Origin of the sequence: Butyricicoccus porcorum (assembly GCF_002157465.1) — a bacterium.
Lineage (GTDB): Bacteria > Bacillota > Clostridia > Oscillospirales > Butyricicoccaceae > Butyricicoccus_A > Butyricicoccus_A porcorum.
Map to the genome: position 1 here is coordinate 144,969 of NZ_NHOC01000002.1, position 22,030 is coordinate 166,998.

Below are 22,030 nucleotides of genomic sequence, written 5' to 3' on the forward strand. Positions count from 1 at the left end.
TCTTTCGTTGGGATATTTTGATAACAAAATCAGAAAATAAAAAACGCACTGCGTAAGCAGAGCGTTGAAGAACTACCTCATCTCTCGATCTGATACGCCGTCGGATTTGGCACCTTGCACGGACGCAGGTTGCCGGGCTTCATAGGGCCGATCCCTCCACCTCTCTTGATAAGGATATTTCGTTGTTGGTAATATCCTAATTCATTTCATGGTAACTGTCAAGAGTAAATTCTAAATTCCTTCAAAAATAGTTAGAAAATCGCAAAATTCGGTTGAAACAAAGTGGTTTACATGGTATATTTTTATATGTAACCAAGTGGAACTTTTGGATAACGGGGCATACTCCGTACAAATTTTGATAAGACAGGAGAGAAAGTGCAATGAATATTTCGTCGATTTTTTCCTATCCTGAGGATGCAGTGGCGTGCGTATCATCCGCAGGTTCCATCACATACGGTGAGCTGTACCGCAGGAGTGAAAATCTTGCAAAGCATATTGTTGCATGCCGTGCATCGCGTGTCATTGTTTATGGACATAAGGAATACAGTATGATAGTTGCATATGTTGCCTGCCTGCGCGCGGGCGCAGCGTATATTCCGGTCAGCCCGGCGCAGCCGGTATCCCGCCGCAAGGCCATTGCGGCACAGGCAGAAGCAGGACTTGTGCTGTGTGCGGTTGGACGCGGCTTTGCCGGCGCCGGGGAAATCCGCACCGAGAACATCGTTGCACTGTCGGAAAACCCGCCGGAAGAGGCTGTCACACTGCCGGAAGAAATCGATGATGATGTACTGGCATATATCATCTATACATCGGGCAGCACGGGTGAGCCGAAGGGCGTAAAGGCAACCCGCCGCAATCTGAACAACTTTATCGACTGGATTGACCGCGCCATTCCGCTGACCGATGAGATGGAAGGCAACGTGCTCAATATGGCGATGTTCTCCATCGACCTGTCGATGGTGGATATTTATTACGCGCTGACCCACGGACGTGCGCTGGTGACGACGACCTCTGAGCAGCAGCAGCACCTGTCCGATCTGTATCCGCATATTACGGAGAGCGATGCGGTGCTGATGGTCATTACGCCAACCATGGCAGAATTCCTCATGCGCAGCGGCCGGTTTAAGCGTGAGATGATGCCCAAGCTGCGTGTCATTTATCTGTCCGGTGAATCGCTGCATCCGGGCACCGTGCGCCGCCTGTTACAGCGCTTTGATGAAGATTTGATGGTATTCAACGCCTATGGTCCGACCGAGGCAACCTGCAACGTGTGCGCTGCGCAGATTACGGATGATATGTGCGACGACCGCCTGCCGGTCGGCATTGTGGAGACTGCCGCCACCGAGATCCGCATCATGCAGGGGGATGCCGTTCTGGCACCGAATGATGAGGGTGAAATCGTTCTGATCGGCGACAGCGTTACGGCTGGCTATGGCCGTGGAGAGAGCGGTGGTTACTGCACGATTGACGGCAAGCCGGCACTGCGTACAGGTGATATCGGCTTTATCACGGAGGACGGCCGCCTGTTCTGGAGCTATCGTAAGAACAGCCTGATTAAGGTCAACGGCTACCGTATCGAGCCGGGTGACGTTGAAAACCATATGTGCCACATCAAGGGTGTCACAGGCTGCGGCGTTGTGGAGCGCTATGGCCATCTGGTTGCATATGTCACGCTGAACCGCGAGATGACGCCGGGACAGGTGCGTGCCGCTGCGCGTCCGCATCTGCCGAGTCATATGATTCCGGGTATTGTCCGCATCGTCGATGCACTGCCGATGACTGAAAACGGCAAGCTCGACCGCGACCGCCTGGAGTAAAGATTCTAACAAATTGAATTGCATTTGATAAGCCGGTGACGTTTTGTCACCGGCTTTGTGCATCTTTTGTTCTGCTGGGAAGGGAACGTGTTTCGATTCTGTAAAAAAAACAGAATCTTAACGGAAGGATGCCGAGAATTATTGACTATTTCTCGCGAAATCGCTAAGATATTGATAATAGTATTGTATTTTATCTCATTTGCCGTTCCGTCAGGCAGGCGGAGGTTGGAAAAGGATATTGTATGAATGTGTATTTAGGAATTGACATTGGATCAACCACAGTAAAACTTGTCGCGGCCGGGGAGAACGAAAAAACCGGCCGTTTGGAAATTTTGTATCAGAAATATGAGCGTCACTTCTCCAAGGTGCGGGAGAAGGCGTGCGAGATGCTGCGCGATGCGAAAAAGGTGATCGGAAACGCGGATATCCGCGCGGCGATTACCGGCTCCGCCGGCCTTGGCGTGGCGAAGGCAAGCGGTGTCGACTTTGTGCAGGAGGTCTTTGCAACGCGTAAATGCGTCGGTACCTTTGTGCCGAAGGCAGATGTTGTCATTGAGCTGGGCGGTGAGGACGCGAAAATTGTGTTCCTGACTGGCCAGCTGGAAGAACGAATGAATGGCTCCTGTGCCGGCGGTACAGGTGCTTTTATTGACCAGATGGCAGTGCTGCTCGACGTCCGTCCGGACGAAATGGATCGCCTGTCGCTGAATGCGGAGCGCATTTATACCATCGCTTCGCGCTGCGGCGTGTTCGCCAAGAGTGATATCCAGCCGTTGCTCAATGAGGGCGCGCGCAAGGAGGATGTCGCGGCATCCATCTTCCAGGCGGTCGTCAATCAGACACTGACCGGACTGGCGCAGGGACGCGAGATTGAGGGCGATGTGCTGTTCCTCGGCGGCCCGCTGTTCTTCTTTAAGGGTCTGCAAAAGCGCTTCCAGGAGACGCTGGAGCTGTCGGACGAGCATGCGCATTTCCCGGAGATTGCACCATATGCAATTGCGGCAGGTGCGGCGTGCTATGCAAAGGATACCAATGGGCGCACGTACAGCTATGATGAGCTGCTGGACACGCTGGAAAAAACGGCGGGAGAGCCGGTCAAAACCGCAACACTTGACCCGTTGTTCCGCAGCGAAGAGGAGTATGCGGAATTCCGCCGCCGCCACAATTCCAGCGATATCATGCGCCAGAACGTGACGGTATACAGCGGCAAGGCATATCTTGGCATCGACTGCGGTTCGACAACGACCAAGCTCGTCCTCATCGGTGAGGACTGCCAGATGCTGTACAACTATTACAGCCCGAACAAGGGCAATCCGGTGGATGTCGTGCGGGAACAGCTGCTCAAGCTGTATGACCTGTGCGGTGACCGCATTCAGATTGTCGGGTCTGCGGTTACCGGCTACGGTGAGGCTTTGATTCTCAATGCGTTCGGTGTAGATTTCGGACTCGTCGAGACGATGGCACACTTCAAGGCGGCGCGCCATTTTGAACCGGATGTCGATTTTATCATCGATATCGGCGGTCAGGACATCAAATGCTTTAAAATTGCAAACAATTGCATTGACAATATTTCTCTGAATGAGGCATGTTCTTCCGGCTGCGGCTCGTTTATCGAGACATTCGCGCGTTCGATGGGCTACAGCATCGAGGAATTTTGCCGTCTGGGTCTGTTCGCGGAGCATCCGATTGATCTCGGCTCGCGCTGCACGGTCTTCATGAACTCGTCGGTCAAGCAGGCACAGAAGGATGGCGCAGGCATTGACGCAATTTCTGCCGGTCTGTCAGTCAGCGTTGTCAAAAACGCATTGTATAAGGTTATCCGTGCACATTCGCCGGATGATCTGGGCAAGCATATCGTCGTACAGGGCGGTACCTTCCTCAATGACGCCATTCTGCGTTCGTTTGAGATGGAAATCGGGCGCAATGTCACCCGTCCGGCGATTTCCGGTTTGATGGGTGCATATGGTGCAGCGCTGCATGCAAAGGTAAACTGCGGCGAAGCCTCTACGCTGATTTCCCGCGACGAGCTGGAGCATTTTTCGCACAAAACAAACACAGTCAAGTGCGGCATGTGTACCAACCACTGCTCGCTCACGGTATCTATGTTCCCGGGTGGGCGCAAGTTCATCTCTGGCAACCGCTGTGAGCGCCCGCTGGGCGGCGGGGACAAGCTCAAGCTGCCGAACCTGTATGAATACAAGCTGAACCGTTTGCAGGAGTACCGCGAGAAGAGCAAGCCGGGTGTCGCGCGCATCGGCCTACCGTTTGGCCTGAACATGTTTGAACTGCTGCCGTTCTGGCATACGTTCCTCACCAAGCTGGGCTTTGAGGTCGTGCTGTCGGATGTTTCCACGCGTGCACTGTACGCACAGGGACAGAATTCCATTCCGTCAGATACTGTCTGCTATCCGGCGAAGCTGATGCACGGACACATCGAAAATCTGCTGAGCAAGGGCGTAGATGCGATTTTTTATCCGTGTATGACATATAATCTGGATGAGCACCGCACGGATAACTGCTATAACTGTCCGGTTGTCGCGTATTATCCAGAACTGCTGATCGCCAACATGAACCACCTCAAGGATGTGGACTTCATGATGCCATATTATGAGCTGGGACGCCAGAAGGACTTTATTAAATCCGCAGGTGAGCTGTTCTCGAAGAAATACAAGCATATCAACAAGCGCATGGTCAAGGACGCGGCACTCGCGGCTTATGCCGAGCTGGACCGCTACTATGCGGATGTTGCTGCGGAGGGCAAAAAGGCAATTGCCTATGCTGATGAGCACGGGCTGGATATCGCCGTTATTGCAGGTCGTCCGTACCATATTGACCCGGAGATCAATCACGGCATTGACCGTCTGATTCAGTCTTATGGCATGGTCATTGTATCCGAGGACGCCGTTGCACCGCTGGGAGACATGCCGGTTGTCAATGTCCTCAACCAGTGGACCTATCATTCCCGCATGTATGCCGCCGCAAACTGGGCGGTACACAGGCCGAATGCACAGCTGATTCAGTTGGTTTCGTTCGGCTGCGGCATTGATGCCATCACAACCGACGAAATGCGTGCCATCACGGAAGACGGCGGCAAAATTTATACACAGCTGAAAATTGATGAAATTAACAACCTCGGTGCGGCGAAAATCCGTATCCGCAGTATGATTGCAGCAGTAGAGGAGGGAAGAAAGAATGCCGGAAAATCGTAAGCTTCCGCACGTTCCGTTTACGGAGGAAATGAAAAAAGACTACACCATCCTGATACCGAATATGCTGCCGGTACAGTTCAAGCTGGTTACCGCAATTATGGCAAACTATGGCTATCATATGGAGGTGCTCGAGACCGAAGGGCCGAACATCGCGGAGTGTGGTCTGAAGAATGTACATAATGACACGTGTTATCCGGCACTTCTTGTCATCGGACAGTTCATCGATGCGCTGGAATCGGGCAAATACGACACCCATAAGGTCGCGCTGATGATTACGCAGACAGGCGGCGGCTGCCGTGCCTCCAATTATATTCATCTGCTGCGCAAGGCGTTGATTAAGAGCGGTTTTGGTTATATTCCGGTCATTTCCGTCAATTTCTCCGGCCTGGAGAAGGACGCAAATCCGGGCTTCAAGCTGACACCGAAGGCGTTGATTCAGGTCGCATATGGCGTGCTGCTGGGCGACTTCATCATGCAGATTCACAACCAGTGCCGCCCGTATGAGGTGCACAAGGGCGACTGCGACAAGGCAGTTGATGATCTGGTGCGCAAGATTTCGCAAGATTTTGCAGGTGATAAGTTTATTCGCTACAAGCAGGTAAAGATGCTGTATTTTCTCATCTGCAAGCGCTTTGCGCAGGTTGAGCTGAAGGACTTTGGCTCGAAGAAAAAGGTCGGCATCGTCGGTGAAATCTATGTCAAGTTCTCGCCGCTCGGCAACAATAATCTGGAAAAGTTCCTGCTGAGCGAGGGCACGGAGCCGGTACTGCCCGGCCTGCTGGATTTTTGCCTGTATTGTATTTATAACGGCATCATCGACTTCAACCTGTATGGACGCAATGCGGGCAATGCAGCCGTGATGCAGGCGGTTTACCGTTTCCTGCTGGACAAGCAGAAGGATATGATCCGCGTCATCCGGCGCGATGGGCATTTCCGCCCGCCGATGGAGTTTGACCGGGTGCGCAAGCTGTCGCAGAAGATCATCAGCCCCGGCGTCAAAATGGGTGAGGGCTGGCTGCTGCCGGCTGAAATGGTCGAGCTGATCGAAGAGGGCGTGCCGAATATCGTCCTGACCCAGCCGTTCGGCTGCCTGCCGAATCATATTGCAGGCAAGGGCATGATCCGTAAGATCCGCGCGGCGTACCCGCAGGCAAATATTGTCAGCGTCGATTATGACCCGGGCGCATCTCGCATCAATCAGGAGAACCGCATCAAGCTGATGCTGTCTGCCGCAAAGTAAACAGAAATTCTACCGGCGCGGAGGTTTCCGTGCCGGTTTTTTCGTTCGGGAGAGAATCCGGTGGCAGGATGGCACGGACTGTGGTAAAATAAGGGACAGAGGATATAGAACAGCTTTTCAGATCGATCAACCAATGACAGGAGGACAATATGAAACAGCGGTTTTTTATTGAACAGGGGGACATTACAACCTATGCCGTCGATGCGATTGTCAACGCGGCGAATACAACGCTTCTGGGCGGTGGCGGTGTAGACGGCGCAATTCATCGCGCCGCAGGACCGGAGCTGCTGGCAGAATGCCGCACGCTGCATGGCTGTAAGACCGGCGAGGCGAAAATTACGCGCGGCTATCGTTTGCCAGCAAAGCACGTGGTGCATACACCAGGGCCGATCTGGCGCGGCGGACACGCCGGAGAGGAGCAGCTGTTGGAAAACAGCTATCGCAACAGCCTGACTGTCGCATGGGAGAATGGCTGCCGAACCGTGGCATTTCCATCGATCAGCACTGGCGTGTATCATTTTCCGCTGGAGCAGGCGGCACGCATCGCAGTGCGCACGATTTTGGATTTTCTGGACGAACACCCGGATATGGAGCGCGTGACGATGGTGTGTTTTGATGACCAAACGCATTGGGCATATGACACGGCGGCGCGGGAATTTCTCGATTGAGCCGCACGCTGTTTCACCGTACAGAAGCAATCAAAAAACAGGAGGGATATCTCATGGATTTTATGCAGGCATTACAGGCGCGTGAGAGCTGCCGCGCTTATCAGGACAAGCCGGTTTCGAGAGAGCAGCTGCTGAAGATTGTCGAAGCGGGTCGTCTGTCTCCGAGCGGCTGCAATGCGCAGCCGTGGAAATTCATCATCATCGATGAGCCGGAGGCAAAGGCAAAGATGAGCGACGCATTGGTAGTTGAGGGCGGTGCAACCGGCTGCCCGTGGCGCGACAGCGTCCCGGCGTTTATCGCGCTGGTCGAGCAGCCTGCAAAGGTCATGCCGGCAGTAAAGGAATACTACGGCGATACGCAGCGCTTTGCACAGGGAGATATTGGTATGGCCGCCATGAATATGTGCTATGAGGCCATGGATCTGGGACTGTCGACCTGTGTGCTGGGTATGTGCGATCAGGCGAAGATGGAGCAGTATTTCGGTGTGCCGGAAGGACATGAGGTGCGCATGGTTCTCGCTGTCGGCTACAGCGCAGAGGACAAGGAGCCGCGCGCAAAGGTGCGCAAGCCGCTCGAAGAGGTTTGCAGCTTCAACAAGTGGTAATTTGATGAAAAAGCAAAATGCCGAAGCCAGATTTTTTGGCTTCGGCATTTCTCTGTGTGAAATAATCAATGAAAGGGTCAGTTGGTCAGTTGTCATACAGGCCAAACAGGTTGAGCACCTTATCCCAGAAGGTCATGGCAGGCTCCGGTTCCTCTTCGGTCTCTTCCTCGTCAGCAGGTGCGATGGCATCCGTCTTGATGACGAACTGAACCGCATTGACATCGGTATTCTTACTGGAAACGAAAGAAACCGTGTCACCGTCGCCGCCCTGAATAGACGAGAGCATTTCGTCGATTTTGTCCTCAACTTCTTTGTCCATGCCGTCGGTCTGGCCGCGCAGCTCAGTGGTACCGTCTGCGAGCTGGGAAGCACCGCCGCACAGCGAAGCTACGCCGTTATACAGCGATTTGCTGCCGCTGTACAGGTCATTTGAGCCGGTGCGCAGCTGGCTGCTGCCGACGGCAAGATCTGCAACACCGTCGACAATCTCGCTGTAGCCGGCAACCAGCTGAGAAACACCGGCCGTGTATGCCTGAATGCCGTCATCCAGCTTTTCATACTGCCTGGTTACCTGATTGACTGCCTTGGTCAGGGCTGTGAGGTTGTCCGCGATTGCAACCAGCTGTTCGTTCATCTGGCGGATGGTCGCGTCAAATTCTGCATACTTTTTTTCCAGCTGTGCAAGAGCCTGATACAGTTCGCCAGCCTTGCCGGACAGTGCATTGAAGTAGGCTTCTGTACCCGCAAGTGCGGCGGCGTTTGCCTGCATCAGTGACTGTGTGGATTCCAACTGCCCGATCTGGCTGCGGATGACTGCGGCCTGCGCTGCATATTCTTCCGAGCTGCCCAGCGTGGCGGCAACCGATTGGAGCGAGGCGATGACGCCGCCCAGACTGGAAGCTGCCTGCGCGTCTTTGGCGCTCAGACCGCTGATATGGATGCCTTTGTTCGCCATGGCATCCGCATAGCCCTCATAACTGATGGCAGACTGGAGGGAGTTTGCGCCTTCGGTGATCTCAGAGATTGCAGATTTGATCTGGCCGGAGGCAGCTGTCAGCTCACTGACTTTGTCGGCGGAAACTGCGCTGTCGGACAGCGAGGAATTGATCGTATTCAGCGCTTTTTTCATCTGGGAGGAACCGGAGGAAAGTGTTCCGGACTGTGCATCCAGCTTTTTCATGCCAGCCTGTGCGGTTCGGATGCCGGATTGCAGCTTTTTGACACCGTTGTCCAGCTCTGCCGCGCCGCTGCTCAGGTCAGCTGCGCCGTCTTTGAGCGATCCGCTGCCGTCCTTGAGCTCGACAGCGCCATCGTTCAGCTCAATGGCACCGGTATTCAAATCAACAATACCGTCGATCAGGTCGCCGATCTGGTTGAGCATCTCTTCGTCATCGATCTCGACATCGAGGTTCATTCGGATGCCATTGATGGATACAGCGTCCATCTCGAAGTCCTTGACGTCGGCTGTGATTTCTGTGTCAATGCCTTTGCCGGGGAGGATGGTGTAGGACAGCTGTTTGTCGCTGCCGACATCCGCCATAGTTGCATCCTCTGCCTTGATGCGGGAGCATTTTTGGGTATCCAGCATAAATGTCGTCTGAAGTGCGTAATCGCCGTAAAAATAGCCTTCATACGACTTGTTTTCTGTAATTTTCAGGTGGATGCGCAGAGAACCGCTTTTGCCGGCCAACTCATCGGGCTGGTATTCTTTGCCATCCAGATCGTACCGAATGGAGATGTTCCATGGAATGGTGGTATTCTTGAGCGTGCCCTGATAATAGACGCGATCCGCATCGGACGAAAAGGTAATTTTATCGCCGTTTTGCGAGATTTTATCCTCGGTGGTCAGCATCTTGACGTCGGAATAATCGCCGTAGTCGATCATTTTGCCGCCGTCAAAGATATTGACGACATACACGCCGGAAACCTTGCCGCCGGCGTCGGTCATGACATAGACGACTTCGTCCTTACCGGATTTTTCTGTGTCGGCGGCGAATGCCGGGAGTGCTGCCGAAGTTGCCAGTGCGGCGCACATGGTCAGGGAAACCGCCCTTTTATATAATGATTTCATTGAAACATGACTCCTTTCATTCAGTCAGCGGCGCATCCGGCTGTTCATGCCGCCGGTACAGCTTGCTTTTTTTATTTTTTCGATCTATCACGCCGTCAAACAGATACAGCAGACCCGGCAGGACGAACAGGACGCTGAAGATGGAACACAGGGAACCGCGTCCGAGCAGGATACCCAGCTGCGACAGCAGGCCGTGTGTGGAAATAAAGCCGAGCAGGAAGCCAACGATGACCAGTGTGATGCCGGAGGTGAGAATGGACACTGTGACTGCCGAAATGGTTTCAACAATCGAGGTCTTCTTATCATATTTTCGGCGGCATTCCTGATAGCGGTCGGTCAGCAGGATGGCATAGTCCACAGTAGCGCCGAGCTGAATCGAGCTGATGATCAGATATGCAATGTAGAACAGCGGGGAACCCATAAAATATGGAATGGCGAGGTTGATCCAGATCGCGGTTTCGATACAGATGACCAGAATCACAGGAAGAATGACAGATCCCATCGTCAGCGCCAGCACAAGGAAGACTGCCGCAATTGCGACGAGATTTACCTTGTTCATGTCTTGCGTGACGGTGGTCATCAGGTCGTAGGTGCTGACACCTTCGCCTGCGAGATAATAGCTGTCAGGATAATACGAGTTTGTAATATCACGGATCTGCTGAACCAGCTCAAAAGTTTCTTCGACTTCATAATCCGCGTCGATGGTGAGTACCAGACGGCTGTAATGCTCAGAAATCAGCTGCGACAGTGTGTCTTCATCCAGATATTCCGTCGGGATTTCCGCGCCCGCGGCATCGACATAGGAGATCATGCTGGATATCTGCGGCAGCTGCTGTAACTCGTTGGACAGTTTTACCTGTGTGGCGGTGCTGTCCTTTGGAACCAGTACGACATAGGTATCCTGTTTGCCGAAAATGTCTTCCATTTCCTTTGTATCAGCACCGAGCTGTGTTTCCGGCCCGAAAATATGGGAAGAGCCGTAGTAAAAGTCGTTGTGGCTGGAAGCAAGGTTCGCCGGTACAACAATCAGAACGAATGCACACACGAGCGGCAGCATGACGCGGTAGACAAAGCGGCCAAAGCCGTGGAAATCCGGCATGAACGAGCGGTGCTCGGTTTTGTCAATCCAGCGATATACCGACAGGATCAGTGCGGGGGAGAAGGTAAATACCGTAATCAGGCTGATGGCAATGCCTTTTGCGAGTGCAAGACCCAGATCCGGGCCGATGCGGAACTGCATCAGGCACAGCGCGAGAAAGCCGATGACAGTGGTGGCACCGCTCGACAGAATGGATGTGGTAGACTTGCACAGCGCATTCACCATCGCCTCCTCCACATTTTCTGCTTTTTCCCGGCATTCCGTGAAGCGGTGCAGCAGGAAGACCGAATAGTCCAGCGAGACAGCAAGCTGCAAAATATTTCCTGCGGCATTGGTGACGAAGGAAATTTCACCGAAAAGCAGATTGGAGCCGGCGTTGATGATGATTGCGATGCCGAGGCCGATCAGGACGACCAGAGGTTCTATATATGATGTTGTGGTCAGCAACAGGATGAGCAGGACAAGCAGGACAGCAAAGGCAGCAATTTTTGAGATTTCGCTGACTGTGCTGGTGGTGGCGACTGCGGTGGAAACCGCCGTGCCGCTCATGGCATTGTCGTCGCCGATCCGTGCACGGATATCATCGACCGCTGCTACGCGCTTGTGCTCTTCCATGGTGACGGTAAACAGCGCCGTGTTGTCCTTGTAGTATGTGTCGACGGTATCTGCGTCCAGTGTTTCCAGCGGCTGCGCGACATCTGCGGCGTCATCCAGCCACATGACATCGGTCACACCGTCGACCTCTGACAGCTTTTGTTTGTATTCCAATGCCTCCGGAACAGAGACATTGTGAATCATGACACGCGCGTTCGGGATGCCGCCGGAAAATTCCTCCTCCATCACATCGAGCGACACCGTGGAAGCGGTGTCCTCCGGGAGATAGTCATTCATATCGTAATTGACAGAGACCATCTGCTTACAGAGGGCACAGATCACAGCCAGCACGGCGAACAGACACAAAACAGCTTTTCGATGGCGCACAATGGCAGTATAAAAGCGCCGCATAGTATTCTCCTTTCATTTCAGGGGATTGATGTGCCTTGCAGCGGCATGGTATTCCGTTCCCCGTGTATGGTCAGTTCGATGGACGCGGCATCATAGCGTCCGTCTGCGGTGTACGGAATGGTGCGTACAAGTGTCTGTATTTTCCCGGCCAGTGTACACGAGCCGTCCGGCAAAAGCCTGCCGCTGACTGTGTTGCTGGAGCCGAGGATGCGGAGCGTCCCGTAGATACGTGCGCCGCGCATGGACAGCAGAAGGTGCCCGTTTCGCGGCCCGAGCGGCGTTTTCATCGTCACATGGTATTGGTATTGCGGCATATCGTGTTCCCCTTTTTCTTTCTTTGACGGCTCCCATTGTACCGTTCGCACAGATGTGCCGCAATGGGCAATCGACCATCAGGTGTGGCAAAAACGGACAAATGAGGTGATATTGACGGGCAAAATCATTTGCCGGACAGTTGAAACTTTTTCGGACATCTGTATAATGAACGGAGAGAAATAAAACAGAACGAAAACGGGAGGTATCACAATGAAACATGATGTGACAATGCTGCGCACCAAGAAGGCACTTGCCGAATCGCTCAAAAACCTGATGCAGAGCAAGCCGTTTTCCAAAATTACAGTCAGCGAAATCACACGGGACTGCGGCGTCAACCGCAAGACGTTTTATTGCCACTTTGAGGACGTGTATGACTTGCTCAAGTGGATGCTGGAGCAGGAGGCCATCGAGGTGTTCAAACAGTTCGACCTTCTCGTTGATTACCGCGACGCGATTGCCTTTGTCATGGATTATGTAGACAAGAACAAGCACATTTTGAATTGTGCGGTGGATTCCGTTGGCCGGACGGGACTCAAGAGGTTTTTCTATCAGGATTTCATTGGCATTGCACATATGATGGTCGACGGCATCGAACGCGAATACGGCACGCACACCTCGGACGAATTCCGGCAGTTCCTGTGCGAGCTGTTTACGGAAGCACTGGCGGGCGTCCTGATTGAATCATTCCGCCCGGGGCAGAAGTGGGATCGGGATCAGGCGCTGACCTATATCACAACAATCCTGCGTTCCTCCATTCTGGCGTCGCTCCGCGAGGCGGAAAAGCAGGGATTATAAAAACGTGCGCTTCCCTGCGGAAACGCACGCTTTTGGCTTGCGGGGGCTTGTTTACTTGGCAGTTACAACGCCGTTCAGGCTCTTGCCGACAGTCGACCAGTTGACAGCGGCATTCAGAACCTCGTTCAGGGCCTGCACCGGAATCAGAACCGTACCGTCCTGCTCGACAAGGGCGCTATCCTGTACGACCTTTGCACCGTTGGAATAGTAAATGTTGCTGTTTTTGGTCATTGTGGCTTCAACTGAGCCGAGCGTGACGGTTGCGGTGTCACCATTCCATTTGACCGAGCCGCCCAGCGCCTTCACAGTGTCTTCCAGCGGAGTGTAGAACGTGCGGTCGATGACCGCGACATCCTGTTTTGTATCTCCGGCGGTCAGGTTGATGTCCAGCAGGTTGATGAAGTCCGTCTTCTTGATAAGTGCATGGATGCCCTTGGTCTTGTCGACAACCTGGGAAACTTCATAGTCGGTTGCGGCGCTCAGGTAAGCGTATGCCATGTCGCGGTCAACGCCAAGCTGTTCGTTGAGGAAGTCGATGGACTCACGGCAGGCTTCCTTCATGGCCTCGTCCAGATCCTCATCCAGACCGATCGGAATCCAATAATCTTCGGTTTCACCGAACGGCTGAGTGAAGTTCTCGCTGTCGCCGACAATTTCTTCCGAACCATTCTTGAGGACGGTCAGACGAACCGTGCCGCGCAGGGAGCCTTCCAGTGCGGTCAGCGCAACCTCGCCGTCACCCTGTGCAAAATGCGGGTCGCCGGTGTAGAACATTGCACCTTCTACCTCAATCGGCAGGTACAGCGTAGAGCCTTCCCCCAGCTCGTTGATATCGAGGTTGCCGCCCTGCTCCGTCGGCGGAACCGAGCTGAGCATTTCCTCCGTGTCAGTGGCAACACCCATGATGCCGAGGAACGGGTCGAGCTCATAGGTGACTTCTTTGCCGTCTACCTCGTAATAGGAACACCAGACATCATCAACTTTCTTGATGGGAGCGAACTTGGAGACATCGCCGTACTTTTCCGGTTCCTCTGCGGAAGCGTCATCATAGCGCGGGGAGTTTTCGGGGAATTCGTCCGGCAGTGCACCCTTGTAATGGCGGTTGGAGATGACGCCATACGGAACGCGCGGCTGGAGGTCGAGCACCTCGACCTTCAGGACGTCACCCGGCTCTGCGCCCTCGACCTCAACCGGGCCGGTGACGATGTGCGGGCCGTCTTCGAGGAAATCGTGCGCGATGTCAGAGTCAGTGATATTGATGGCGTCGGTCAGGATTTCATCCTCGGATACACCCTGACTTGTGAAATATTCCAGTGCGTCGCGTCCCTGATCTTCCAGCAGACCCTCGTGAGATACCGTGTCGAACGTGACCGTGCTGCCCGATTCCACCGTCAGAACCGGTTCCGTATCGCGGTTTGGCAGGCGGCCCCAGTTGATGGTGTCTTCATTCGAGCCGACATAGTAGTCGCCCATGATCGTGCCGTCGTCCTTGGTCTGAAGGATTTCAAAGGTGTCGTCCTGTGCAGCTGTCTGTGCAGTGGTACCGGAGCCGCTGTCCGTTGTCTGGGTGCTGCTGCCGCAGCCTGCTACAGCGCCGGTCAGCAGGCCGGACACCAGCAGCATTGCTGTCAATCGTCTGTAATTCATCATATTCATCCTTTTTCATGCCAGTTGGTTTTTGTGTAAAAAAACAGAGGTCTACGATGCGCGCTTTCGTAGACCTCTTTGTCTGTAACCAGTATACAAAATGCAGGCAGACTGTGCAATTCGCAGAATATACGAGAAAAAATTTTGTGATTTCGATACATTTTGACATTATACACAATCGTTTTGTCGACATATACTCCTAAATACTTCCTGAAATGTAAGAAAAGTACTTCTTTTTGTTGAGGACGAAAGAATTGCTTTTACAGCATAAATTCGGTATAATAACAGTATCTGAAAGGTGGAGGAACTAACACATGTATCTGAGCGGTTTGGATGATATCGATCGGAAAATTATTGAGATTCTGACACACAATGCGCGCATCTCCTATGTCGATCTCGCGGAGCAGGTTGGACTGTCGCGCGTCGCTGTGAAGGCGCGCATTCAGGCGTTGGAAGAAAGTGGCGTCATTGAGGAATACTGTATCATTGTCGATCCCACCAAAATTATGGGGCGGACGATTTCGACCTATTTTGACGTAGAGGTGCGCCCGGAATGCTTCCAGCAGGCTGTCGATATTCTGATGAACTGCGAGGAGGTCACAAAGCTGTACCATCTGAGCGGAAATTCCCGCCTGCATGTCCACGCAGTTACATCCTCGCAGGAGGAAAATGAAACCTTTATCAATGAGGTGCTGTATCAGCTGCCCGGCCTGGTAAAGCTGGACACCTCGGTCATCCTCAAGCGATATAAAGATATCATCGGATTGAAATTATAACGAACACAAAAAAACAGCGCCCCTCCTGTCGGCCTGACGGGAGGGGCGCATTGCATTGCAGAAAAGATCAGTTTTCTTCTGTTTCCTTGTCGCCGTTTTCCAGCGCGAGCTGGTGTGTGATGAACTGGCGTGCGGTGCGCGGGGAGCGGCCATTCTTGCGGATGGCGAAGCGCTCTGCCAGCAGGTGGAGGCGCTCCTCCGGAAGATCCAGACCGTAGTCCTCGGCGAGACGGTCAACGATGTAAAGATACTCGTTCTTAACCGGATTCGAGAAGGTGATTTCAATGCCGAAGCGGTCGGACAGCGAGGAAGCGGACTGCATCGCGTCGCGGACATGGACATCGTCACCGTTGCGGTCGGAGAAGTTTTCACGGATAATATGGCGGCGGTTAGACGTCGCATAAATCGCCATGTTGTGCGGCTTGCCTGCCACGCCGCCTTCGATAAATGCCTTCAGAGCGACAAACCGCTCATCCTCTGCCGTAAACGACAGATCGTCGAGGAACAGAATGAAGGTGAACGGACTGCGTTCGATCATCGAGCAGATTGCCGGGAACTGTTTGATCTGATCCATTGGCATTTCGATGATTTTCAGGCCGCGGTCGGCATATTCATTGGCGATCGCCTTGACAGTCGACGATTTGCCGCAGCCCTTGTCGCCGTAGAGCAGGATGTTGTTGGCATTTTTGCCGGCGAGCAGCGACAATGTGTTGTCGCGGATGGCTTTTTTCTGTACCGCATATCCCTTGAGGTCGGACAGGCGGATGGGGTCGGGATTGGCAATCGGCTGCGGCATGCCGTCGATAATGGTGAAGGCATTTGCGCGGGCGAAGTAACCTGAGCCCTTTTTGCGGTACATCTGGAGCAGGCCTTCGCAGTTGCCGAACGGCAGCGGTGTGCCGGCAGAGAAGCCCGGCAGGGCGTCGAACAGGTCGGCGCAGCTGCGGTAAGCCTTGCGGGCAAAGTCCAGAAAATCCGAGCCCGAGAGGGAAATGAGTGAGTTGATTGTATACAGGTCGAAATCCGCAGCGGCGCGCACATCGTCAGAAACCGGCTTGTCCACACTCTGGGTCAGGACATTGGTATCATAGTGGATCTCGCGCGCAAACAGCTTGCCAAGGTCACCATGGGTGTAGTGGAACTGGCACAGGCGCGCATAGCTCCGGCAGAAGGCAGCCGGAGAATCGTCCAGCGCGGACAGCGCATCCGCATAGACAGAAAAAACATCCGTACTGCGCAGGCCGCCGAGAATGGTCATCGCTTCGGTGCGCAGGCGGAGGGAAGAACTGGTTAACATAGGTATCTGTCACCTCATATTGCATCAATTTTGTTCGTATTTAACGATAACACAAAGCAATATGCTTTGCAAGGGCAATGAGATATAGAAAACGGCAGCTTCACGCTCAATTTGTCGCTGATTTGTATAAAAGAAGCTCGTTTTATGTGATTCTCCGCGCAGATGGCGGTGTCGTCGCCGTTTCGGAAGCCGCATGGCAGCGCAGGGGGACAGGCACAAAATATGCCGCTGCATCCTATACTGGAAAGAGAAAGAATTTCGGAGGTGCGTAGGATGAAACAGAGTCGAATGATTCTGTGCCGCTCCCAGAGCGAGGCGCTGCTTCTTTCGCGGAAGCTGTCCGCATGCGGCATTGACGCAAGACTTGCGCGCCCGCCGCGTTCGCCGAAGGTGCGTTCCTGTTCCTGGGGGCTTGAAATAGAAACACAGGCATCTGATTGGGCGGCAGATTGCCTGGCAGACATGCCGCCCGATGTCTGGAGCTGGGAGGATGGCGGATGATTTATCTGGACAACGCAGCGACAACGCTGAAGAAGCCGCCGGCGGTCGGGAGTGCAGCGCGCTGGGCGATGGGGCATGCGGCGGGCGCAGGGCGCAGTGCCCATTTCCCGGCGATGACAGGCGCAGAAATATTATATGACACGCGTGCGCTGGCGGCAGAGCTGTTCGGAATGGAGGATCCGCGCCGCGTGGTATTTACGTTCAACGCAACACATGCATTGTGCCTTGCGCTGCATTCGATGCAGGAATGCAGGCATTTTGCCATTTCACCGTTTGAACATAACGCTGTTTTGCGCCCGGTGATTGACATTGTCAGACAGGGAAACAAACGGCTGACGATTTTGAAGGGCGAGCTCTGGAACGATGAGCTGCTGCTTGAGTCAGCGAAAAAAGCCATCGAAGACGGTGCGGACTGCTTTGTTTTGTGCCATATTTCCAATGTATTCGGCTATATCCAGCCGCTGGAGCAGCTTGACCTTCTGCTGGCGGAAGCGGGCATTCCGCTGATTCTCGACGCATCGCAGTCGGCAGGTGTGCTGCCCATTGATGTGTCGAAGCTGCCCAGTCTGGCAGCGGTCTGTATGCCTGGGCACAAGGGACTGTATGGCCCGCCGGGGACCGGTATGCTGTTGTGGTTGTCGGATGACATGCCGTACCCACTGCTGCCCGGCGGAACGGGCAGCCGGTCAGAACAGACGGAAATGCCGGACTTCCTGCCCGACCGGCTGGAAAGCGGCACGCAGAACATTGCAGGTGTCGCCGGACTGTTTGAAGGCATGAAATTTGTACAGCGGCTCGGTGAGCAAGAAATTTTGCGACATGAACGCGCATTGTGCCGCATTGCAGCGGAGGAACTGCGGCAAATTCCGGGTATCGTGTCGTTTGTCTCGCCCGATATGAATCGACAGACCGGTGTTCTGTCATTTTACAGCCGCCAGCTCCCCGTCGAAACCGTCGCACAGCGTCTGGCGGAGCAGAATATCTGTGTCCGCGCAGGGCTGCATTGTGCGCCGCTTGCGCACAAAACAGCGGGGACAGAGCGCACCGGAACCGTGCGGATTTCGCCCGGCTGGTTCCAGACAGAGCATCAAATGAGACGGTTTGCAGCCCGGATTGCTGTGATAAGCGGAAAAGAATCGACGCAAAATTTGGAGTAGGCTATTCACACCTTGTCGGAGTTGTGGTACAATAAAAATACGCATGGATTGTTTCATGCATATCTTGATAAACAAACCTGCATTTATATGCAGGAACTGGGAGAATCAACTGATTTATGGATTCCATTTTACTGCTGTGGCAAAACTTAACATCGATTACGGTTTCCGATATCATTGATATTGCGGTGGTCTCGTTTCTCATCTATCAGGTCGTAAAACTGGTACGGGAAACGAGCTCCGCCCGCATTATCCGCGGCGTCATTGTCTTGATCGTCGCCATGTGGATCTCCAACATCCTCCAGCTTACAATGGTCAACTATCTGTTCCAGACCGTGCTGACGTGGGGCATTCTGGTCATTGCCATTGTGTTCCAGCCGGAGCTGCGGCGTGTGCTGGAGCGTGTCGGCAAAAGCAAGCTGTCGTCGCTGATGCTGCGCAATGATACCATTCCGGTGGAGGAAAAGGCGGTTCTCGAGATTGTACATGCCTGTTCGGAAATGTCGTGGTCACGCACCGGCGCGCTGATTATTTTTGAGCGCAAGGAGAGTCTGGAGGATGTCATCCGCACGGGTACCATTGTCAATGCGGATGTCAAGGACGAGCTGGTGCGCAACATTTTCTATGAGGGTGCACCTCTGCATGACGGTGCGATGATTATCCGCGGCGGGCGGGTGCACGCCGCAGGCTGTGTGCTTCCGCTGTCCCCCAACCCCAACCTCGCAAAGGAGCTGGGCACACGCCATCGCGCCGCGGTCGGCATGAGCGAGAATGCCGATTCAGTCAGTCTGGTCGTGTCGGAGGAGACCGGCTCCATTTCCATTGCAATTGACGGACAGCTCCAGCGCCATCTTGTGCCGGAGCAGCTGGATGAGATCCTGCGCACGGAGCTTCTGGTCAAGGAGGAATTGGAGCAGCAGCACGAGGAAATGACTGTTCTTGCGAAAATCATGGATAAAATCCAGGGCTTCGGGGGGAAGAAACGATGAAAAACTGGATTGTAAAGCATGATATTTTTACCAAGCTGCTCTCGATTATTGCCGCGGTTATCCTGTGGAGCTACTTCATGGGCATTCAGAACCCGACGAGAACGCTGGAATATAAAAATCTCTCCGTACAGCTCACTGGTGTGGATGAGTTGTACAATTCCTATAACCTCAAGCTCATCAGCGGCGCGGATGCAACCGTTGATGTCAAGGTATCCGGTTCGAGCAATCGCCTTGCGACGCTGACCGTGTCGCAGATTAAGGTGAAGGCGGATCTGACCGACACCATCACGGCACCGGGCACGTATGAGATCCCGTATCATGTTATTCTCCCGGAAAGTGGCATGACCTGTGTCGGGCGCACACCGGAGACCATTACGATCACAGTCGACCGTATAGAATCCAAGACTGTCCCAGTCACGGTCAAATATTCCAACGACGCGCCGGATGGCTATGTATTTGAAGAGGCATCGCTGTCTACGGAGTCCGTAGAGATCACCGGACCGGAGACCGAACTGGATAAGGTTTCCTCTGCCGTCATCAATATCAACACCAAAAAGCTGAAACAGACGCTGACCGATAATTATTCCTACAAGCTGGTGGATAAAAACGGCGACGCAGTCGACAGCAACAATATTTCGCGCAACGTCGCCAGCATTACTGTGACCATTCCGGTTAAGCAGGTAAAAAAGGTTCCGCTTCAGGTGACATTCTCGCCAGAGGATGCGGGAACTGATGTCACAGCGACCATTTCGCCGAAGGAAGTGGAGATCATCGGCGATCCGGCGACCGTGAAGGATATCGATTCCATCACGCTGGGCGCGATCAATGTCAACACGGCGGAAAACGGCGACACCTATGATTTTGATATCAGCGTGCCGACCGGCGTTTCACTTAACGCCGGACAGCCGACGACGGCGACTGTCACAGTTTCCATTAACGATGCCGCGACAAAGAAATTTACCATCACAGATATCAGCCTGGACGATATCAAGAAAGACGATACCGCAGAGGTAACACTGGAGACCGAATCGCTGGAGGTCACACTGAGCGGGTCGCAGAAGCTGCTCGATTCCATCGACGCCGATGACATCAGCGCAGTGGCGGAAATCGCATCGCAGGATCTGTCCGACGGACAGCACACCATCGGCGCGACAATCAGCAGCCCGGATGGTTCTACCGTCATCGGCACCTACAGCGTCACGGTACGCATTACACGGAAAACATCAGAAGGATCATGAGTATTTTAGTTGGAAATATCCGCCTTCCGCTGGAGGCATCTGAGGAGGATGCCTTTGCGGCGGCGCGGAAAAAATGTGAGCTGTCCGGCAGTGCAGTCAGGCGGGCACACCTCTACCGTGCGTCGATTGATGCACGGCGCGGACGCATCACACGCGTGCTGTCCGTCCTGCTGGAGCTGGACAGTGCAGACGCAGAAGCCGCCGCCGTGCAGCGCATTGGAAAGCCGGATGTGCGGCTGAAAAAACCGGTTCAGGAGCCAGTCCCGACGGGAACACAGCGGCTGGAACACCGCCCGGTCGTTGTAGGCTTTGGCCCCGGCGGGCTGTTTGCCGCATATGTGCTGGCAAAAAACGGCTACCGGCCGCTTGTCATCGAACGCGGGCAGGCGATTGACAGCCGTGACCGCGCAGTAGAAGCCTTTGCCGCAGGCGGTGCGTTTGATCCGTGCAGCAACATCCAGTTCGGTGAGGGCGGTGCGGGTGCGTATTCCGACGGCAAGCTGACCTCGCGCATCAACGATCCGTTGAGCGAGTTTGTGCTGCGCACATTTGTCGCGCACGGCGCACCGGAGGAGATTTTGTGTCGTGCGAAGCCGCATATCGGCACGGATATCCTCAAGCAGGTCGTGCGTCGGATGCGGGAGGATATCATCCGCATGGGCGGTGAAGTGCGTTTCGGCTGTGCGCTGACCGGTATGATCCAGCGCGGCGGCGCGCTGGCAGCGGCGGTTGTGGACGGGCAGGAACTTCCATGTGAACGACTGATTCTTGCAATCGGGCACAGTGCACGCGACACCTTTGAACAGCTGCATGCACAGGGTGTGTATTTTGAACCCAAGCCGTTTTCGGTTGGTGCGCGCATCGAGCATTTGCAGCGCGACATCGACCGCGGCCTGTTCGGTAAGCTCGCGGGGCATCCGGCTCTGCCACCGGCAGAATACACGCTGTCGCACCGCGAGAACGGGCGCGCGTGTTATTCCTTCTGCATGTGTCCCGGCGGGCAGGTCGTCGCAGCACAGAGCGAGCCGGATTCGATTGTGACCAACGGCATGAGCTATCATGCCCGCGATGGGCGCAATGCAAATTCCGCCATTGTCGTGTCAGTTGACCCGTCGGATTTCCCAACAGCGGATGCGCTCGGCGGTGTGGCCTTCCAGCGCCAGATAGAGCGGCAGGCCTTCCGGGTGACTGGGAACTATCAGGCGCCGTGCCAGCGGATCGGCGATTTTCTGGACGGGACGATCACCCGTCGCGCGGGCAAAGTCCGTCCGACTTATCCGCTCGGCGTGCAGTACGGTACGCTGGAGGGCATTCTGCCGGATTTTGTTGTGCGGCAGATGCAGGGCGGGCTCCGTGTATTCGGCAGAAAAATTCGCGGTTTTGATGCGGCGGATGCGCTGCTCACCGGTCCGGAAACGCGCACGAGCTCGCCGGTGCGCATCACACGGTTGGAAAACCGCCATAGCAGGCAGATTTCCGGCCTTATCCCGTGCGGCGAAGGCGCGGGCTATGCAGGCGGTATCCTGAGTGCGGCGGTGGATGGCATCGGCTGCGCACAGGAAATTTTACAGAATTTTTGTCCTCTCGAGGAAAGGAGAGATTAA

17 protein-coding genes and 1 riboswitch are annotated in these 22,030 nt (G+C 54.3%); of the genes, 12 read left to right on the forward strand and 5 right to left on the reverse strand.

What is annotated here, in order from left to right:
- Positions 1-74: 74 nt before the first annotated feature.
- Positions 75-175: riboswitch (SAM riboswitch) on the reverse strand.
- Between the two features lie 205 nt (positions 176-380).
- The 5 genes from CBW42_RS02065 (at position 381) to CBW42_RS02085 (ending at position 7,539) form a co-directional block, all read left to right on the forward strand.
- Positions 381-1,817, forward strand: coding sequence for an AMP-binding protein (locus tag CBW42_RS02065; protein ID WP_087017260.1), 1,437 nt, complete (start codon positions 381-383; stop codon positions 1,815-1,817).
- Between the two features lie 242 nt (positions 1,818-2,059).
- The gene (locus CBW42_RS02070) at positions 2,060-5,026 is read left to right on the forward strand and encodes an acyl-CoA dehydratase activase-related protein (RefSeq protein ID WP_087017262.1); all 2,967 of its coding nucleotides are present in this window, start codon (positions 2,060-2,062) and stop codon (positions 5,024-5,026) included.
- On the forward strand, positions 5,010-6,266 hold the full coding sequence (locus CBW42_RS02075; protein WP_087017264.1) for a 2-hydroxyacyl-CoA dehydratase: 1,257 nt from the start codon (positions 5,010-5,012) through the stop codon (positions 6,264-6,266). Before CBW42_RS02070 ends, CBW42_RS02075 begins: the two co-directional genes overlap by 17 nt.
- 149 nt (positions 6,267-6,415) lie before the next feature.
- Complete coding sequence (locus tag CBW42_RS02080) at positions 6,416-6,934, forward strand: O-acetyl-ADP-ribose deacetylase (RefSeq protein ID WP_087017266.1); 519 nt, start codon at positions 6,416-6,418, stop codon at positions 6,932-6,934.
- A gap of 53 nt (positions 6,935-6,987) precedes the next feature.
- On the forward strand, positions 6,988-7,539 hold the full coding sequence (locus CBW42_RS02085) for a nitroreductase family protein (RefSeq protein ID WP_087017779.1): 552 nt from the start codon (positions 6,988-6,990) through the stop codon (positions 7,537-7,539).
- 85 nt (positions 7,540-7,624) lie between these two features.
- Here CBW42_RS02085 and CBW42_RS02090 read toward each other — a convergent pair whose 3' ends face one another.
- Genes CBW42_RS02090 through CBW42_RS02100 form a run of 3 tightly spaced genes read right to left on the reverse strand, consistent with a single transcriptional unit; the run spans position 7,625 to position 12,028 of the window.
- A complete protein-coding gene (locus CBW42_RS02090; protein WP_087017268.1) occupies positions 7,625-9,610 on the reverse strand; it encodes a hypothetical protein in 1,986 nt (661 codons plus the stop codon).
- A 16-nt stretch (positions 9,611-9,626) separates the two neighbouring features.
- Positions 9,627-11,714, reverse strand: coding sequence for an efflux RND transporter permease subunit (locus CBW42_RS02095; RefSeq protein ID WP_087017270.1), 2,088 nt, complete (start codon positions 11,712-11,714; stop codon positions 9,627-9,629).
- 17 nt (positions 11,715-11,731) lie between these two features.
- A complete protein-coding gene (locus tag CBW42_RS02100; RefSeq protein WP_087017272.1) occupies positions 11,732-12,028 on the reverse strand; it encodes a hypothetical protein in 297 nt (98 codons plus the stop codon).
- Positions 12,029-12,239: 211 nt separating this feature from the next.
- Between CBW42_RS02100 and CBW42_RS02105 the strand changes: the two genes are divergently transcribed.
- Positions 12,240-12,824: a TetR/AcrR family transcriptional regulator gene (locus CBW42_RS02105; RefSeq protein ID WP_087017274.1), complete on the forward strand. Its 585-nt coding sequence runs from the start codon at positions 12,240-12,242 to the stop codon at positions 12,822-12,824.
- 51 nt (positions 12,825-12,875) lie between these two features.
- On the opposite strand, the gene CBW42_RS02110 is transcribed toward CBW42_RS02105, so the two are convergent.
- Complete coding sequence (locus CBW42_RS02110; protein WP_205703597.1) at positions 12,876-14,471, reverse strand: acetamidase/formamidase family protein; 1,596 nt, start codon at positions 14,469-14,471, stop codon at positions 12,876-12,878.
- 314 nt (positions 14,472-14,785) lie between these two features.
- On the opposite strand from CBW42_RS02110, the gene CBW42_RS02115 reads away from it, so the two are divergent.
- The gene (locus CBW42_RS02115) at positions 14,786-15,247 is read left to right on the forward strand and encodes an Lrp/AsnC family transcriptional regulator (protein WP_087017278.1); all 462 of its coding nucleotides are present in this window, start codon (positions 14,786-14,788) and stop codon (positions 15,245-15,247) included.
- Positions 15,248-15,314: 67 nt separating this feature from the next.
- Here CBW42_RS02115 and CBW42_RS02120 read toward each other — a convergent pair whose 3' ends face one another.
- Positions 15,315-16,544 (reverse strand): ATP-binding protein, encoded by a 1,230-nt coding sequence (locus CBW42_RS02120; protein ID WP_087017280.1) that lies wholly within the window; start codon positions 16,542-16,544, stop codon positions 15,315-15,317.
- 273 nt (positions 16,545-16,817) lie between these two features.
- Between CBW42_RS02120 and CBW42_RS02125 the strand changes: the two genes are divergently transcribed.
- From CBW42_RS02125 to CBW42_RS02145, 5 genes are all read left to right on the forward strand, one after another.
- Positions 16,818-17,045 carry a putative Se/S carrier-like protein gene (locus tag CBW42_RS02125; RefSeq protein ID WP_087017283.1) on the forward strand — a complete coding sequence of 76 codons (228 nt, stop codon included), beginning with the start codon at positions 16,818-16,820 and terminating at the stop codon, positions 17,043-17,045.
- The gene (locus CBW42_RS02130) at positions 17,042-18,202 is read left to right on the forward strand and encodes an aminotransferase class V-fold PLP-dependent enzyme (protein ID WP_087017285.1); all 1,161 of its coding nucleotides are present in this window, start codon (positions 17,042-17,044) and stop codon (positions 18,200-18,202) included. Before CBW42_RS02125 ends, CBW42_RS02130 begins: the two co-directional genes overlap by 4 nt.
- A 116-nt stretch (positions 18,203-18,318) precedes the next feature.
- Positions 18,319-19,188, forward strand: coding sequence for a diadenylate cyclase CdaA (gene cdaA, locus CBW42_RS02135; protein ID WP_087017288.1), 870 nt, complete (start codon positions 18,319-18,321; stop codon positions 19,186-19,188).
- Positions 19,185-20,426 carry a CdaR family protein gene (locus tag CBW42_RS02140; protein ID WP_087017290.1) on the forward strand — a complete coding sequence of 414 codons (1,242 nt, stop codon included), beginning with the start codon at positions 19,185-19,187 and terminating at the stop codon, positions 20,424-20,426. Before cdaA ends, CBW42_RS02140 begins: the two co-directional genes overlap by 4 nt.
- Positions 20,423-22,030: an NAD(P)/FAD-dependent oxidoreductase gene (locus CBW42_RS02145; protein WP_087017293.1), complete on the forward strand. Its 1,608-nt coding sequence runs from the start codon at positions 20,423-20,425 to the stop codon at positions 22,028-22,030. The genes CBW42_RS02140 and CBW42_RS02145 overlap by 4 nt, the downstream gene beginning before the upstream one ends.